16 protein-coding genes are annotated in these 14848 nt (G+C 33.5%); 6 read left to right on the plus strand and 10 right to left on the minus strand.

Going from position 1 to position 14848, the window contains the following annotated elements:
- Nucleotides 1-168: 168 nt before the first annotated feature.
- From upp to gdhA, 3 genes are all read left to right on the plus strand, one after another.
- Complete coding sequence (gene upp / locus CHLWT_RS01210) at nt 169-795, plus strand: uracil phosphoribosyltransferase (RefSeq protein WP_063997612.1); 627 nt, start codon at nt 169-171, stop codon at nt 793-795.
- Between the two features lie 12 nt (nt 796-807).
- A complete protein-coding gene (locus CHLWT_RS01215) occupies nt 808-1485 on the plus strand; it encodes an MqnA/MqnD/SBP family protein (RefSeq protein WP_063997611.1) in 678 nt (225 codons plus the stop codon).
- A 115-nt stretch (nt 1486-1600) separates the two neighbouring features.
- The gene (gdhA, locus tag CHLWT_RS01220; protein WP_112000627.1) at nt 1601-2965 is read left to right on the plus strand and encodes an NADP-specific glutamate dehydrogenase; all 1365 of its coding nucleotides are present in this window, start codon (nt 1601-1603) and stop codon (nt 2963-2965) included.
- A 54-nt stretch (nt 2966-3019) separates the two neighbouring features.
- On the opposite strand, the gene pseI is transcribed toward gdhA, so the two are convergent.
- The 10 genes from pseI to selA form a co-directional block, all read right to left on the minus strand.
- Nucleotides 3020-4042, minus strand: coding sequence for a pseudaminic acid synthase (gene pseI / locus CHLWT_RS01225; RefSeq protein WP_112000626.1), 1023 nt, complete (start codon nt 4040-4042; stop codon nt 3020-3022).
- Nucleotides 4005-4700, minus strand: coding sequence for a class I SAM-dependent methyltransferase (locus tag CHLWT_RS01230; protein WP_170253214.1), 696 nt, complete (start codon nt 4698-4700; stop codon nt 4005-4007). The genes pseI and CHLWT_RS01230 overlap by 38 nt, the downstream gene beginning before the upstream one ends.
- On the minus strand, nt 4700-5386 hold the full coding sequence (locus tag CHLWT_RS01235; protein ID WP_112000624.1) for a class I SAM-dependent methyltransferase: 687 nt from the start codon (nt 5384-5386) through the stop codon (nt 4700-4702). Before CHLWT_RS01235 ends, CHLWT_RS01230 begins: the two co-directional genes overlap by 1 nt.
- The gene (locus tag CHLWT_RS01240) at nt 5383-6186 is read right to left on the minus strand and encodes an ATP-grasp domain-containing protein (RefSeq protein ID WP_112000623.1); all 804 of its coding nucleotides are present in this window, start codon (nt 6184-6186) and stop codon (nt 5383-5385) included. The genes CHLWT_RS01235 and CHLWT_RS01240 overlap by 4 nt, the downstream gene beginning before the upstream one ends.
- A gap of 181 nt (nt 6187-6367) precedes the next feature.
- Nucleotides 6368-6601: a hypothetical protein gene (locus CHLWT_RS01245; RefSeq protein WP_112000622.1), complete on the minus strand. Its 234-nt coding sequence runs from the start codon at nt 6599-6601 to the stop codon at nt 6368-6370.
- Nucleotides 6598-7374 carry a TIM barrel protein gene (locus CHLWT_RS01250; RefSeq protein ID WP_112000621.1) on the minus strand — a complete coding sequence of 259 codons (777 nt, stop codon included), beginning with the start codon at nt 7372-7374 and terminating at the stop codon, nt 6598-6600. The genes CHLWT_RS01245 and CHLWT_RS01250 overlap by 4 nt, the downstream gene beginning before the upstream one ends.
- Nucleotides 7364-8041: a pseudaminic acid cytidylyltransferase gene (gene pseF, locus CHLWT_RS01255; protein ID WP_112000620.1), complete on the minus strand. Its 678-nt coding sequence runs from the start codon at nt 8039-8041 to the stop codon at nt 7364-7366. The genes CHLWT_RS01250 and pseF overlap by 11 nt, the downstream gene beginning before the upstream one ends.
- 69 nt (nt 8042-8110) lie before the next feature.
- Nucleotides 8111-8851: a thioredoxin domain-containing protein gene (locus tag CHLWT_RS01260; protein WP_112000619.1), complete on the minus strand. Its 741-nt coding sequence runs from the start codon at nt 8849-8851 to the stop codon at nt 8111-8113.
- Nucleotides 8852-8893: 42 nt separating this feature from the next.
- Nucleotides 8894-10699, minus strand: a complete 1806-nt coding sequence (gene selB / locus CHLWT_RS01265) for a selenocysteine-specific translation elongation factor (protein ID WP_112000618.1) — start codon at nt 10697-10699, stop codon at nt 8894-8896.
- A complete protein-coding gene (selA, locus tag CHLWT_RS01270; protein ID WP_112000617.1) occupies nt 10692-12008 on the minus strand; it encodes an L-seryl-tRNA(Sec) selenium transferase in 1317 nt (438 codons plus the stop codon). Before selA ends, selB begins: the two co-directional genes overlap by 8 nt.
- A gap of 142 nt (nt 12009-12150) precedes the next feature.
- Here selA and CHLWT_RS01275 point away from each other — a divergent pair, with 142 nt between their 5' ends.
- The 3 genes from CHLWT_RS01275 (at nt 12151) to CHLWT_RS01285 (ending at nt 14843) form a co-directional block, all read left to right on the plus strand.
- Complete coding sequence (locus tag CHLWT_RS01275) at nt 12151-13836, plus strand: 4Fe-4S dicluster domain-containing protein (RefSeq protein WP_112000616.1); 1686 nt, start codon at nt 12151-12153, stop codon at nt 13834-13836.
- Nucleotides 13829-14506 carry a molecular chaperone TorD family protein gene (locus tag CHLWT_RS01280; RefSeq protein ID WP_112000615.1) on the plus strand — a complete coding sequence of 226 codons (678 nt, stop codon included), beginning with the start codon at nt 13829-13831 and terminating at the stop codon, nt 14504-14506. Before CHLWT_RS01275 ends, CHLWT_RS01280 begins: the two co-directional genes overlap by 8 nt.
- Nucleotides 14507-14636: 130 nt before the next feature.
- Entirely contained in the window at nt 14637-14843 is a 207-nt protein-coding gene (locus CHLWT_RS01285) for a twin-arginine translocation signal domain-containing protein (RefSeq protein WP_034961936.1), read from the plus strand.
- Nucleotides 14844-14848: the final 5 nt, after the last annotated feature.

Consider the following 14848-nt stretch of genomic DNA (forward strand, 5'->3'; position numbering starts at 1 on the left):
AATATCAAATTTCAATAGTAAATTTAATAAAAATTATATTATTTAAATTTTATAGTATTTTTGGATTTTCGTAAATTCTTTCTTTATTTGCGATTTATTCATACGGCTCATATTAAGTAAATTTAGAGTATAATCCATACAAAAATACTAGGCGATAAAGGAAAAAAAATGCAAAACATAAAGCTGATCTCTCATCCGCTCATTGAGCATAAACTCACTATTTTAAGAGATATAAATACAGACCCATTTCAGTTTAGAATGCTTGTTGATGAGATAACTTATCTTATGCTTTTTGAAGCCAGCAGAGACTTTTTGCTAAAAGACACAGAGGTTACGACGCCAGTTGCCACTACAAAATCGAAAAAATTAGCCGAGAAGATTATGATATGTCCTGTTCTAAGAGCAGCTCTTGGTATGCTTGATGGCGTATTTAAACTACTTCCTGATGCAAGTGTCGGATTTTTAGGTTTTCAAAGAGATGAAAAAACTCTTAAAGCAGAGTTTTACTATGCAAAACTTCCAAAAGATCACGCCGAACGTACTGCGATCATCATAGATCCGATGTTTGCTACTGGCGGGACTGCTATAGATGCAGTCAAGTTTTTAAAGTCTAAGGGTGTAGAAAAGATCAAATTTATCTCTATTTTAGCAGCACCCAAAGGGCTTGATAGATTTAGCGAAGTTTATCCGGACGTAGAAGTTTATACTGCAGCTATCGATAAAGGCTTAAATGAAAAAGGCTATATAGTTCCTGGACTTGGCGATGCTGGAGATAGAGTTTTTAACACGTTGTAAAAAGGTATAAATATGTTATTTGGCAAGATCGATTATCTAAATTTGCTTCCGTTTCACGTCTTTTTAAAATCATATCCTTTACAAAGCTATATAAAAAAAAGTATTGAATTTAAAAAAGGCGTTCCTAGTAAATTGTGTAAAGATCTTGAGTTTAGGCGCGTTGATGCGGCTGTTATCTCAAGCATAGAAAGTAGGAAAAGCAAGTATAAGACGCTTGATTTTGGAATTTGTTCTAAAAAAGATGTAAAATCTGTTCTTATCAGAAAAAATAGCGATAAGGCTTTGGATCCAGCTTCCATGACTTCAAATATGCTTTGTAAAGTTTTAGGTTTAAAAGGAGAAGTCATCATAGGCGATAGAGCTTTGAAAGCCTACCTTGATGAGGGGGAAAATGCGTTTTATGATATGGGTAGAATTTGGCACGAAAAAAGAAATCTTCCGTTTGTTTTTGGAAGGTTTTCATATATTAAAAATAAAAATAGCTATGAAAAACTTATTAAAAAATTCTTAAAGACTAAAGTTAAAATACCAAAATACATAGTGGATCAATACTCTAAAAGTAGAAATGTAAAATCAAAAGATATCCTATGGTATCTCGGCTTTATAAGCTATAAAATGGATAAAAAAGAGAAAAAATCTCTAAAAATTTTTCTAAATTTGGCTAGAGAATTTAAATTTGATCCTAAGTAATGCTTAGTATAGTGACTATTTAAAAATTTATTTAGTATAAAATTTAATATTAAATAAAACTTTAAATATTTTTTTGTATAATAAAAAACAAATTTTATTATAAATAGGAGCCAAAATGGGAGTACATGATTACATAAATCAAACGCTTGAAAATATCAAAAAGTCAAGTCCAGGTCAAACAACATTTTTACAAGCCGCAACAGAGATATTGCGTAGTTTAGAGCCTTTGCTAAGCAAAGAAGATAAGTATCTAAAGCATCGCATAATTGATCGTATTGTAATGCCAGAGCGTACTACGATGTTTAGAGTAACTTATATGAACGATAAAAACGAACCTTGCTCACATTTTGGATATCGCGTAGAGTTTAATTCTGCTCTTGGCCCATATAAAGGTGGTTTGAGATTTCACCCATCAGTATGCCTTGATATCATTAAATTTTTAGGCTTTGAGCAAATCTTTAAAAACTCACTTACAGGTCTTAATATGGGCGGCGGTAAAGGTGGCGCAAATTTTGACCCTAAAGGCAAAAGCGATGGCGAGATTATGAGATTTTGTCAAGCTTTCATGAATGAGCTTTATAAGCTAATAGGCGACGTAAAAGATGTCCCAGCTGGTGATATCGGCGTTGGTGGTCGTGAGATCGGATATATGTTTGGTCAATATAAAAAACTAACAAACCGCTTTGATGGTGCTTTGACTGGTAAAGGTCTAGACTGGGGTGGTAGCTTAGTAAGGGTAGAAGCTACTGGTTATGGCTCAGTATATTTTGCTCAAGAGATGCTTAAAAAACAAAATAGTAGCTTAGAGGGCAAAAAATGCTCAATAAGTGGTGCTGGAAATGTGGCTATATATACAGCTCAAAAGCTATATCAGCTTGGCGCACTTCCTGTGACAGTAAGTGACTCAACTGGCTTTATCTATGATAGCGAAGGCATAGATGTAGAGCTACTAAAACGCATTAAAGAGGTTGAAAGAAAAGGTCTTAGCGAGTATGCTGCAGCTAAACCTAGTGCGAAATTTACTCCTGTTAGCGAGTATAAAGCTGGAAGAAACGGAATTTGGAGCGTTCCATGTGATGCTGCTTTCCCTAGTGCTACACAAAATGAGCTAAATTTGGAAGATATCAAAACTATTTATAATAATGGTTGTCGCTTGGTTTGTGAGGGTGCAAATATGCCTAGCACACTTGAGGCTATTGACTTTATGCTTAGCAAAAAAGATTTCTTATTTGGCCCAGCAAAAGCCGCAAATGCTGGTGGTGTGGCAACTAGTGGCCTAGAAATGGCACAAAACGCAAGTATGCAAAAATGGACTTTTGATGAAGTAGATAGCAGACTTCATAATATAATGACAAATATTTTTCATGAGAGTTACGATACTTCAGTGGAGTTTGGCGATGCTGGAAATCTTGTTCTTGGAGCAAATATCGCAGGATTTAGAAAAGTCGCTGATGCGATGATCGATCAAGGATATGTATAATAGATATCTAAATTTGGCTGATATTCAGCCAAATATTTCCTCGGCTTCATAAGTTTATCTTATATCATCTAAACTTAAAGGATGCCCAAATTCCAAATCTTTTTTTGCCGTTTTTCCTAAAATTTCATCATAAAATTTAGGATGAAGTCCGTTGTTTGGGCGGATTGAGCGGATATTTTGTGGTGTAAAAACCTCACCTTTTTTGATACGCTCTACTACAAAAAGCGATCTAGCGCTTTTTCTATTTTTCTCATTTACACTATAATCAACGCTTCCAAGAGCCTTATAAGCATTTCTAACTGCTGTGCTCATAGCTTTAAATTCATCTTTATTTAGAGAAAATCCACTATCTTCACCGCCTAGAGCTCTATCTATGGTAAAGTGTTTTTCTATCACGCTAGCTCCTAATGCGACCGCTGTTATCGGGACTTCTAAGCTCATAGAGTGATCGCTGAGCCCAACTTTTACGCCCATAGGCGAAAACCTTTCAAGCATATCTTTTATGGTTAAAAGGTTCATATCTTCTATTTTAGCAGGATAGCTTGAAGTGCATTTAAGTATAGTTATATCGTCGTTTCCTACGCTTTTGCAAGTTTTGATTGCTTCATAAATTTCTTCTAAGCTTGAAATTCCAACTGAGATTATCATAGGTTTTTTAAATTTAGCCGCGTATCTGATGAGCGGATAATCGATCGCTTCAAAAGAGGCGATCTTATACATAGGAACATTAATGCTCTCTAAAAAATCCACCGCACTATAATCAAACGGCGTTGAGAAAAAGTCTATCCCGACACGATCGGCGTATGCTTTTAGCTCGCCTTGCCACTCCCAAGGCGTGTATGCTTTTTTGTATAGTTCATATAAGCTTTGCCCTGCCCAAAGACCATCATCTTGAGTCATAAATATCTCATCTTTACAATCAATCGTGATAGTATCAGCTGTGTAGGTCTGCACTTTTATAGCATCAGCCCCAGCTTCTTTGGCCGCTTTTATGATTTCAAAAGCTAAGTTTTTATCTCCGCAGTGGTTAGCTGACATTTCAGCTATTATGTATGGCCTCTGTGATGTAAAAATCATTTTGTATATCTCCGTTATTTTGAGTGAAAGTCTCTTTGTCTATGCTTGATATTTTCAAATCGGCTTTGTAAAACACATCTTTTATCATATCTATATCATAAAATGTATATAATAAATCTTTGTGCGATTTTCTTGTTATTTTATATACATTTGGTTCTAAATTTATAGCGCCGTTTTTTAAACTATCATTTTTACTTCTGAAATTTACTAGAATTTTACCATTTTTATTTAGATGATTTTTAAACTCACTTAGTAAATTTACTACGATATTTGGTGTAAATAAATGCAAAACTCCCCAAGAAATTATCGCATCTACTTTGGTGTCGCCAAGAGTGTCATAAAGTATGTCTTTTAAGCTTTTATCTTTATTATTTAAAAGTATGAGCTTACCCCCCCCCATTTCTACGCGTTCATTTAGTCTTGCAAAGGCTACATCAAGAGGCTTTTGGTTGATATCTACGCCGATTATTTTCTTTACTCCAGCTCTATTTAAACACTCAAGATGCCTACCTGTAGCACAGCCAAAATCAAGTGCGCTTTTAAATTTATTTTTAAAAATAAAACGCACCACATGCTCGTTTGGATATATTAAATCGCCTTTTAAAACAAGTTCTTCCCAGTAAGTTAAGTCATTTTTATAATCTTTTAAGCTATTCATCAAATCTCCTTTAGTTTTTTGGCTTCTATAATATGCCATGAATTTATTATATTTCCATTATTTGTGCTAAATTCTTCATAATCTTTGCTAGTTATTTTTAAACCAGCACTACTATAAATATTTTCTATTTCATCTAAGCTTGGGAAGTAATAAAGCATTCCTTTATGAGACTCTTCATCTATGATAAATGTATCTTTATCTATCTCTTTGCCTTTTTTATACAAAGAGTCTTTTCTTGTCCGCCAGTTGGCAAATACGCTTCCGCCTTCATTTAAAATATCTCTAAATTGCTTTATAAAATTTGAAGTTATCTCTTTTGCATTTAGATGAGTTATGCCCCAGCAAACTACACAATCAACTTTTTTTCCGCCTAAAACTTCTTTTAAATTTAAAATCTTTCCGCTTTGAAATACTTCTACGCCCGTTTCATTACAACGATTTTTAGCTATTTGTAAAACTGATTTATTGTAATCTACGCCGATTATATTTGGAATTTTTGCTTTACTCATCATCTCAAGGTGTCTTCCATCGCCACATCCAAAGTCTAAAACGCTTTTAAATCGCTTTTGGTTTGCAAAAATATATCTTGTAAGGTATTCATTTGGATAGAGCAAATATCCGCTTGATACATGCTCTTCCCATAGTTTGTAAGCATTTTCTTGTGCCTCTTTTACACTTTCGTTCATTTTATATCCTTTTTAAATTTTTTTATAAGAGCATCTGCCTTTGCCAGGCACTCTTGCTTGCTGCTAGCTACTATGATGGCATATCCTCTATTTATGATGCTTTTGCCATCTGTTACTTTGCCTAAAACTCCATTTATGTTACACTCATATTTTACAATTCCAAGTTCATCTTTTAAAATTTCAAAATTTGGCGCGGTGACTCTGCCCTCAAAATCAAAATACCTAATAATCGCATGTTTTGTAAATTTAGGCTCAAAGCTAAAAGCTTTGCCTAAAATCATATTTATCCACTCTTTTGTCATATTTACGCCAGTTGCTATCTCTACAAAGGTGCTTGAGAGATAGTGACCGCTTGGGCGTGGAGCTAACTCTATGATAAAAGGCTCTCCTTCTGGCGTTATGATAAGGTCTGCGTTTATAAGGCAGTTTTTTAAATTTAGTCTAGTAGAGACTTTTTGCATATAGCGTGTAACTTCCAAAATCTCCTTAGCACTCAAATTTCCTATACTTTGTCTATAAGGCAGCGGCGTAAGAAGCTTTTGTCTTATAAGTATGTGGATATACTTTCCATTTACTACCGCTCCACTTAGTCCGTATTCCATCCCCTCTACTAATGTTTCAGCTAAAAAATCCTCTTTGTTTAAGTCTATTTTTGATAGAGCATTTTTTAGCTCATCTTGATCTTTTACGGCTATGACATCTCTACTTCCACTTCCAAATCGCGGTTTAATGATAAGTGGAAATTTAAGTATGCTTAAATCTAAATTTGGAGTTATCAAATGACATTCTATAGGTCTCAAATCCTCTCCTTTTTCAAAAGAGAGTCCTCCCCCCCCCCCATAGTTTTTATAGTCTTTTTCATCGCTTAGATTTCTTAGTTTTTTATGAAATAGAAGTTTATCGGTGCATAAATCAGCAGCTTTGTAGCTAACGCCATCTAGTTTGTAGTAGTCATTTATACTTCCAGTTGTTATCAGATATCTACCGATAGGAACCGGTAAAATCGTTATAGGCTCGTACCCCCCCCATAAGTTTTTCTATGATATTTTTTGGATCTCTTATATCTACTACGAAAGATACGTCGGCAAATTTTAGTCCGATTGCATCTTTATTGCCATCAAAAGCTACAACTTTAAGTCCGGCTTTTTTGGCTTCGCTAATAGCAAAAACACTCTCACTACTAGCACCTATTACTAGGGCTACTTTTTGGCTCATTTTAACTCCTTTATAAATTTAGAATCTTTTATAAAATCATCTAAATTCTCTTTACTATCTTTTATCGTCTCTATAGCAAGAAATTTATCTTTATCTATGATAGAGTGGATTTTTTTAAAATCAATATTTCCATCTCCAAAATGCAAATGTGCGTCATAAATGCTTGTGCTATCATTATCGCTTAGATGATATACAGACGGCTTTAGAGAGTTAAATTCTAAGATATATTCATAAGGGTCTAGTTTTTGATAGTTTGCACTCGCTAAAGCGTGACCGATATCAAGGCAAAATCCACGCCCTGTTTGGTCTATTATTTTTTTTATCATTTCAATGGTTGAACCGATACAAAATGCGTCTGGAGCGTTATTCATAGGTACTACGTAAGGCTTGTTTTCTATTATAAATTTAAAATCTTTTATACTATTTATCTGTCTTATACTTTCATCAACCTTACCGCCAATTCCTGGATGAAAAATAGTATAAATAGCGTCAAGCTCAAGGCTATAAGCACGAGTAAGCTCTACTAATTTTAAATTTGAGCTAAATTTATCTCTATTTGAAAAGTCCAAACCACTACTAAAATGTGGAGCATGGATAGCAAAAGGGATATTAAATTTGCTTTTCATATCTGTCCAAATACTGATTTTATCAAGAGAATTTGGCACAGCATAAAGCTCAATATAATCATAAACTCCATTTTCATAAAGAGTTATCGCACTATTTATATAGTTTTCATTTAAAGACCATAATTTAAGTCCAATTTTATAAGCCATGCAATACCTTGTATTTAAGCTCTGCCATTTTCCAATCGTCCATAGTATCTATATCTTGCGTAACATCTTCGCTTAGGATAAATGGTACTCTATCACCTGAGTTTAGCGCGTTTGCTTTATAAAAATAGAACATTCCAGCGTCGTGATACATCGGTTCTAGATCTTGAGATCTTTTGTTTGCATTGAGTGGTTCGCGGTATTTTAAAAATCCTTTTTCATCTACTCTAAAAGCCCTTTGTATGGGAAATGAAAATTTGACTACCGGAGTTAGTTTGTCTGCATTTGTAGATATAAATATTTTATGGGCTTGTTTTAAAAGTTCGCCACTTATAAATGGTACGCAAGGGTAAATGCAACATATATTTTCGATGAAAACTCCTAATTTCGCATACTGGCTTAGTACTTCTTCTATAACATCATTTGTTGTAGCAAAGTCGTCTGCTGTTTTGGCACTTCGTAAAAATGGAACTTTTGCACCTAGATTTTTAGCGATACTAGCTATCTCTTCATCTTCAGTTGAAACCATGATCTCATCAAAAATTCCAGCATTCATAGCTGCATTTATGGCGTAATGTATCATAGGTTTTCCCATAAAATCTTTGATATTTTTACGTGGAATTCTTTTACTTCCGCCACGCGCTGTTATTATGGCTATATTGTTTATCAAGTTTTGTTCCTTGAGAATTTTATCTGCAATGATAGCATAAATTTGGGATAGGGCTTATAAAGCCCTATGTTATTTTAGATCACTCTCATCAATCATCGCAGGTACGCCTCTTATGGCGCCTGTTTCAAAGTATCTGTTTATGGCGATTTGCTCTTTTTTGACTTCATCATCTGTTATATTTGCTGGAGCTTTTGCATCTTTTGCATAGTATTTTCTAAAGATTTTTATCTTTTGCTCATCGCTTGATGCGTTTTTTACTTCTTTATATATCGCTATTGATTTTTTTATAGCATCTTCGCCGTGGCTAGAAATCGGCGCCATTACTACTTTTAAATTTAGATTTTCAAGATCTTTTTCGATCTTGTCTAGCTCAAGTCTGCAGTATGGGCAGTCTGGGTCTGTAAATAGATATTTTGTAGGTTTTTTAGGATCGTTTCCTAGCTCTATAATCCTTGAATTTCCTTCTTCTTTCAGAACTTCTCCAAGTCTTTTATAAGCACCTTTCATAGCCGCTTTTTCTTGTATTTCGTTAAAATGGTTTGCATAAGAAGTTTTTTTATCTATGTCTATAATATCTGGAAATATATATTTTCCATCAGTAAATAAAACTTGCTTTTGGCTTTGTTTTCCATCTGTGATCTCTATGACTATTTGTTCAAATTTTGTGCCTTCTAATTTGCTTTTTGAATCAACTTTTACGCTTAAGCCTTGAACGCTAGCTGCGCTAAATAGCTCCAAAATATCTGCGTCGCTTATAGCAAACAAAGAACTAGCCGCTATCAAAGAACTACATACAATTATTTTTTTCATTTATTACCCTTATATAAAATTTTTGAATTATATGAATTGTTTCTAAACAAAAACTCTATCATTTTCAAATTTAGTAATATCTTTAAAATTATCCAAATATTCTAAGTAGGCAAGAGCGTATTTTCTACTCAGTCCTAAATTTGCTTTTACGTTTGTTATGTTGGCAAAACCTTCTTTTTTGATGATATTTCTCAAGCTTTGCATTACGTTTGAAAGGGCGTTTTCTTCGATAAAAAGATTGTGCTCTAGTCTTACTACCTTTTTTGCTTTTGTGAGTTTTTTTAACGCTAAGTCGCCTAAAGTCCTGTCTATATCAAGTTTATCATATATATTATATGGTGCCTCTGGCGTTATATTTTGCTCTTTTAAAATATCATAAATTTTATCTTCCAAACTAAGGCTTAGTTTGTCAAAATCAGCTCCAAATTTAGTATAAATTCCGCCATTTTTTTGAATGATTTCTTTGGCTTCTAGCTCGTTTAGAACTTTTTGTATGAGCTCTTGTGAAGCCCAGTTTAGTTTTAAATTTATGCTTGAAGGAGAAAAAAGGGCATTTGGATTTTTAAGTATGATGAAATTTACAAATTCATTAACATCTTTAAAGGCGGTTTTACCATAGATACACCCGTTTTTTACATCTACAAATACATTATTTAAATTTTTAGCCAAGCTAAGCGCGTCTTCTTGGTTTAAGCCAAATCTTTGCACACTTGATATTAGTCCAAATCCGTGTTTATGAGTGTTTGCTAGTCTAGCAAAAGCAGATAAAAAATCTTTTTCTTTAAGCGAGTTTAAAAGTGCGATTTTTTGCTCTTTTTTAAGCGGTTCATTTACTGGATTTAGCACTCTTCCGCCGCCTATTACTCTACCTTCTTTTAGTAAAACAAACAGCTCATCAAACTGCAAAAACATTTTTTTATCAAATTTAAAAGTGTAAAAACCATCTTTTAGATGCAAAACTTTGGCATTTACTTGTTTTGTCCCTACACAAAAAAGCAGTTCGCTTCCGTGAGGTATGCTAGTATTCACAAAACAATCCGCCTCAAAAAATCCTCGCCAAAACCCTTTCTTGCTTAGAATTTGCCCTTTTTCTAGTTTATGAGTATTGTCGCCGCTAAGATTTAGCGCTACTCTATTTGGAGCAAATGCTATATCTCTGTTTTGAGCATGAACTTCTAATGAGCGCACGCTAAACATTTCGTTTATGTCTAAATTTAAAAGCTTATCTGAGAGTTTTACGCTTCCATTTAGTACGCTTCCTGTGACTATCACTCCATGACCTTTTAGGCTAAAAACTCTATCTATGTAATATCTAAAAAGTGCAGTTTCATCGTGTTTTTTTGGATTTAGCGTAAAGAGATAATTTTTAAGCTCTTCTATGCTACTAGGATCTTTTATGCTCACGAAAAATGTTTCGTATATACTTAAATTTTTATACTCTTTTATAAACTCTTTTACTTCGCTTTGTACTTTTTGCTGAGCTAGAGTATTTGTTAGGTCACACTTTGTTACGACTAGGATTATGTTTTTTACATTTAGTAAATTTAGCACGGCGATATGCTCTTTGCTCTGAGGTTTAAGTCCTTCGTTGCTTGCTACTACAAGCATCGCAGCATCAAACCCAAATGCTCCACTTATCATAGTTTTTATAAGGCTTTCGTGACCAGGAACATCGATAAATGCTATATTTGAAGAGGCATTTGATAAATTTGAAAAGCTAAGATTTACCGTGATTCCTCGCTCTTTTTCTTCTTTTGTCTCATCTCCATCAAAACCATTTAATGCTTTTATAAGAGCGGTTTTTCCGTGATCTATGTGTCCGGCTGTGCCTATTATTAAGTTATTCACCATTTACCTCGTTTATTTTGTTGATTAAATTTGGAATCTCATCTTCATAAATAGATCTAAAATCTAGTATAAATTTACCCTCTTCAATACGTCCGATTATGCCTTTTTGGCGAAATTCTTGCTCAAGAGTGTTTGCATTTCCTAAAAATGCGAGTGCTACACTAGGATATGGCGTGTTTGGTAAGCTTCCGCCACCGATGAATGTTTTAGTGCTTTTGATCTGGGTTTTAAATTTGATATTTTTAGCAACGTTTTTGGCTAAAATCTCAAGTTCATTAACGTTTTTATAAATTTGATTTAATGGTTTTATTAGTTTATATTCTTTATTTAAGTATGCTTTTATAGTTTCATTTAATATGCTAAGTGTGATTTTATCTACCCTTAGCATTCTTAAAAGCTGATTTTGTTTTAGCCTATCTATAAGCTCTTTTTTACCTAAAATTATCCCACATTGCGTACTTCCAAATAATTTATCCCCGCTAAAGCTTACTAGATCCACGCTACTTTGAAGGACTTTTTTTAGACTCTTTTCGTCTTTGCCTAGATTAAAAGGTAGCTCATTTACGTAAGCACTTCCTAGATCGTAGTAGCTTATCAAATTTGATTTTTTAGCTAAATTTGAGATATCTTCTATGCTTGTTTCCCCGCTAAATCCGACTATATCGTAGTTTGATTTATGCACTTTTAGGATAACATTTGTATTCTCATTTATGGCGTTTTCATAGTCGCTAAGATGCGTTTTGTTTGTGGTGCCGACTTCTTTTATCAGGCATCCGCTACTTGCCATGACTTCTGGAATTCTAAAACTTCCGCCTATCTCTACTAGTTCGCCCCTGCTTACTATGACCTCTTTATCTTTTGCGTAAGTGTTTAGCACTAAAAATACAGCAGCAGCGTTATTATTTACTATAAGGGCGTCCTGGCAGCCTAGCATTAACTTAAATAAATAACTCGTAAAACTATATCTATCGCCTCTTTTTCCACCGCAGATGTCGTATTCTAAATTTGAATATGAGCTAATAAGTGGAGTTATTTTTTCTATGATCTCTTTGCTAATAGGGCTTCTGCCAAGATTTGTATGGACTACAACCCCGGTTGCATTTATCAAATTTTTCGTGCGTAAGTTTTCAAATTTAGCATAATCTTTTGCTATAAGATCTATTATCTCATTTTCTTTTATTTCAGAGTTTTTACTCTCTCTTAGCCTATTTATAACTTTTTTTGCAATCTCTAAAAGAGCTGGTTTAAAGCCGTTTTCAAACTGTTTTAAATTTACTATCTTGTCGATTTTAGGTAGTTTCATTGCCATCTTTTTCCATCTTAAATTTAGATTAAGTATAACATTTTTTACTTTTGTTTTTCCTTTTATGATAATGATTAGTTATAATTGCTCAGCGTGGATTAATTCAAAAAACTATAAAATAAAAGTAAATTCTATACAAGGAAAATTAATGCAAGAATTTGCATTTTTATGCAAAGATGAGATAGTTCTTAGCGATAAAATAGCAGTTTTAAATGAAAAAACGAATGATAAATTTTTAGTAGCGAATTCAAAGGAGCTTGACGCGCTCATTTATGCTCCAGAGATAAATTTTTATCTTAAAAATACGACAGAAAATACCCTAACAAAAGCAAAAAATTCACTAAAGCTATATGAGATTAGAGCTAGTGAGTTTGATTACGCTTTAGATGTCGATTTTAGCAAAGAGATAGGCAAAAATATCTTGCTTGTGAGTAACGAGAGTGAAAACATCGAAAAACCGCTAAAGGAGCTTGGATTTAACGTCATAAAGATAACTCACGCCGAAGTAGAGCTGATATACGGACAAATCGGCGATTTATGCGGAATTTTAAAGGTTAATAATACAAAAGAAACTAGCGACTTTGGTGATGAGAGCTTCTGTTGCGATTTTGATATCTTGCTTGTACGTGGCGCAAAAGACTTTATGCTAAGGCAAAGTGGTTGTTTTGAGATAGATGGTTTAAATGAGAATGAGATATTAAATTTAGTTAAGAGCGTAAGTCCTAAATTTGATTATAAAAAGCTAATAAGCTATGATGATAGCATTTGTCAGTATGCAAGGCGTAGGAGCGAGCACTGCGCTAAATGCGTAGATATTTGTCCAAGTGTCGCCATAATGAAAGATGACGAAAAAAGAGAGCTTGTATTTTCTGATATAGACTGCGTCTCTTGCGGACTGTGCGCGAGTGTTTGTCCAAGTGGGTCAATCGAATGGAGAATGAACCCAAGACAGGGCTTTGAGTTTATAAGCAAATTTTATGAGGATCATATAGCGCTCATTCTTGATGAGAGTATAAATTTAGATAATCTAAACATTAAGCTAAAAGATAAAGTTTTACCGCTTATGTTAAAAACAGTAAATTTTCTAGATCAATCTTACCTTTTAAATTTAGTTCAAACGACTGGAGCTACTATCATTTTACTAACAAAGAATTTGGGCGAAGGCACAAAAGACAGCGTAGATCTGATAAATGAAATTTATGAAAAAGCTTATGGTAAAAAGGCTATTTTATTAGCAGATGAGAGCGATATAGAAGATATTTTGGAGCTTGCTGAGTTTATAGAAGGAAGTAAATTTGATCTTTTGCAGACAAATTTAAGCAAAAGAGAGATATTTGCTAAAAGAGTTAAACATTTAGTAGGGGAAAATGATTTTGGTAAAACTATTCCAAAAGAGTGGGTAAGATATGGCAAGATCACTATAAATGAAGATAGCTGTACGCTTTGCTTGAGCTGTGTTGGAGCCTGTAACGTCGGAGCTTTATACGCTGATAAAAGTGATAATTCTATCAAATTTAACGCTTCTGTTTGTACCACTTGTGGATACTGCGAAACAAGCTGTGCTGAGAAAGATACATTAAAAGTTTATAGAGATGGTATGGAGCTTAAAAATAGCTATTTTGAGTATAAAACTTTGGCTAAAGATGAGCTATTTAAATGCGTAGAGTGTGGAAAGGAATTTGCCACTGCAAAATCTATACAAAAGATAGCAAATACCTTAAAACCTTTATTTGCTAGTAATCCAGTAAAGCTAAGAACGCTTTATTGCTGTGCTGAATGTAAAGCAAAATTGATGTTAAAAGAGCAGATAGAAAAAGGAGAATTTGATGAGTGATTTAGATGTGGGCAGGAGTTATTATTACGAATTTTTGGCTTATCCTCTGTTTTTTGATGAAAATGGTTCAGGCTTTAAGAGCTTTTTAGAACAGGCCCATTACTTAGCAAAAAGTCCTATAGATGAGTCAAATATAAGCGATTTTGAGACTATTTTGGGTTTTGATTTTGATAAATTTAAAAATGAACAAAATTCGGTATTTTTTGATCTGAGCTATGTAAATGTTCCTTTGAGTGCTAGTTTTTATGACGAAGGAAGAGATGATGGCAATAAACGTTTAAAAGTTATGGAAATCTTAAAAAGTAGCGACTTTAGAAGGAATTCGCAAAAGTGCAAAGTTAGCGAGGATTATATAGGTTTCATATTTAGACTGATGACTACGTTTTTGAAAAGTGATCTCAAATTATCAAGAGAATTATTTGAAAAAATTATAAATGATTTTTCTGATGAATTTACTAAAATGTTAAGCGAACATAAGGCTGCAAATTTCTTCAAAGCTTATGCAAATATCTATAGAAATTTTATCGCCTTAGAACGCTCTATTTTAGGCATTAAAGCACCTATTTTTGAAAAAAGTATGGCTGAAATTTCTATGAGTAAAAAGCCATACCAAACTAAGATGCCTACACAAAAAAGCAAGATAAATTGGGATGAATTTACCGCAATATAAATTTATATATTTTGAAATATAAATAAATTTATATTATTAATCTTTATAAATTATTATAGTTTGATTCGCTTTTAAGTAGAATAGATCGTAAATACAAGTAAAATATATTTTACTTTACAAAGGAGTTGCTTTGGAAAATAGACGCGATTTTCTAAAAAAAGCTTTAAAAATAGGCGCTATTGCAGGCGCAGGAGTCGCTGCGACTTCAGCTTTAGCTAGCTCTAAAGCTTATAGCGATGCAGATTCAAACGGCGTTGTTAGAGGAAAAACAAAGAAAAAAGAGGTGCTTTACTGGCAAAGTGAAGCTTGGAGTAAATACTATAAAATAGCATACTGAAAGGC

This window comes from Campylobacter hyointestinalis subsp. lawsonii (assembly GCF_013372165.1).
GTDB lineage: Bacteria > Campylobacterota > Campylobacteria > Campylobacterales > Campylobacteraceae > Campylobacter > Campylobacter lawsonii.

What these genes read in the sequence shown, in the direction of transcription:
- upp (WP_063997612.1), top strand. Translation starts at nt 169, where the DNA reads ATGCAAAACATAAAGCTGATCTCTCATCCGCTCATTGAGCATAAACTC.
- CHLWT_RS01215 (WP_063997611.1), top strand. Translation starts at nt 808, where the DNA reads ATGTTATTTGGCAAGATCGATTATCTAAATTTGCTTCCGTTTCACGTC.
- gdhA (WP_112000627.1), top strand. Translation starts at nt 1,601, where the DNA reads ATGGGAGTACATGATTACATAAATCAAACGCTTGAAAATATCAAAAAG.
- pseI (WP_112000626.1), bottom strand. Translation starts at nt 4,042, where the DNA reads ATGATTTTTACATCACAGAGGCCATACATAATAGCTGAAATGTCAGCT.
- CHLWT_RS01230 (WP_170253214.1), bottom strand. Translation starts at nt 4,700, where the DNA reads ATGAATAGCTTAAAAGATTATAAAAATGACTTAACTTACTGGGAAGAA.
- CHLWT_RS01235 (WP_112000624.1), bottom strand. Translation starts at nt 5,386, where the DNA reads ATGAACGAAAGTGTAAAAGAGGCACAAGAAAATGCTTACAAACTATGG.
- CHLWT_RS01245 (WP_112000622.1), bottom strand. Translation starts at nt 6,601, where the DNA reads ATGAGCCAAAAAGTAGCCCTAGTAATAGGTGCTAGTAGTGAGAGTGTT.
- CHLWT_RS01250 (WP_112000621.1), bottom strand. Translation starts at nt 7,374, where the DNA reads ATGGCTTATAAAATTGGACTTAAATTATGGTCTTTAAATGAAAACTAT.
- CHLWT_RS01260 (WP_112000619.1), bottom strand. Translation starts at nt 8,851, where the DNA reads ATGAAAAAAATAATTGTATGTAGTTCTTTGATAGCGGCTAGTTCTTTG.
- selA (WP_112000617.1), bottom strand. Translation starts at nt 12,008, where the DNA reads ATGGCAATGAAACTACCTAAAATCGACAAGATAGTAAATTTAAAACAG.
- CHLWT_RS01275 (WP_112000616.1), top strand. Translation starts at nt 12,151, where the DNA reads ATGCAAGAATTTGCATTTTTATGCAAAGATGAGATAGTTCTTAGCGAT.
- CHLWT_RS01280 (WP_112000615.1), top strand. Translation starts at nt 13,829, where the DNA reads ATGAGTGATTTAGATGTGGGCAGGAGTTATTATTACGAATTTTTGGCT.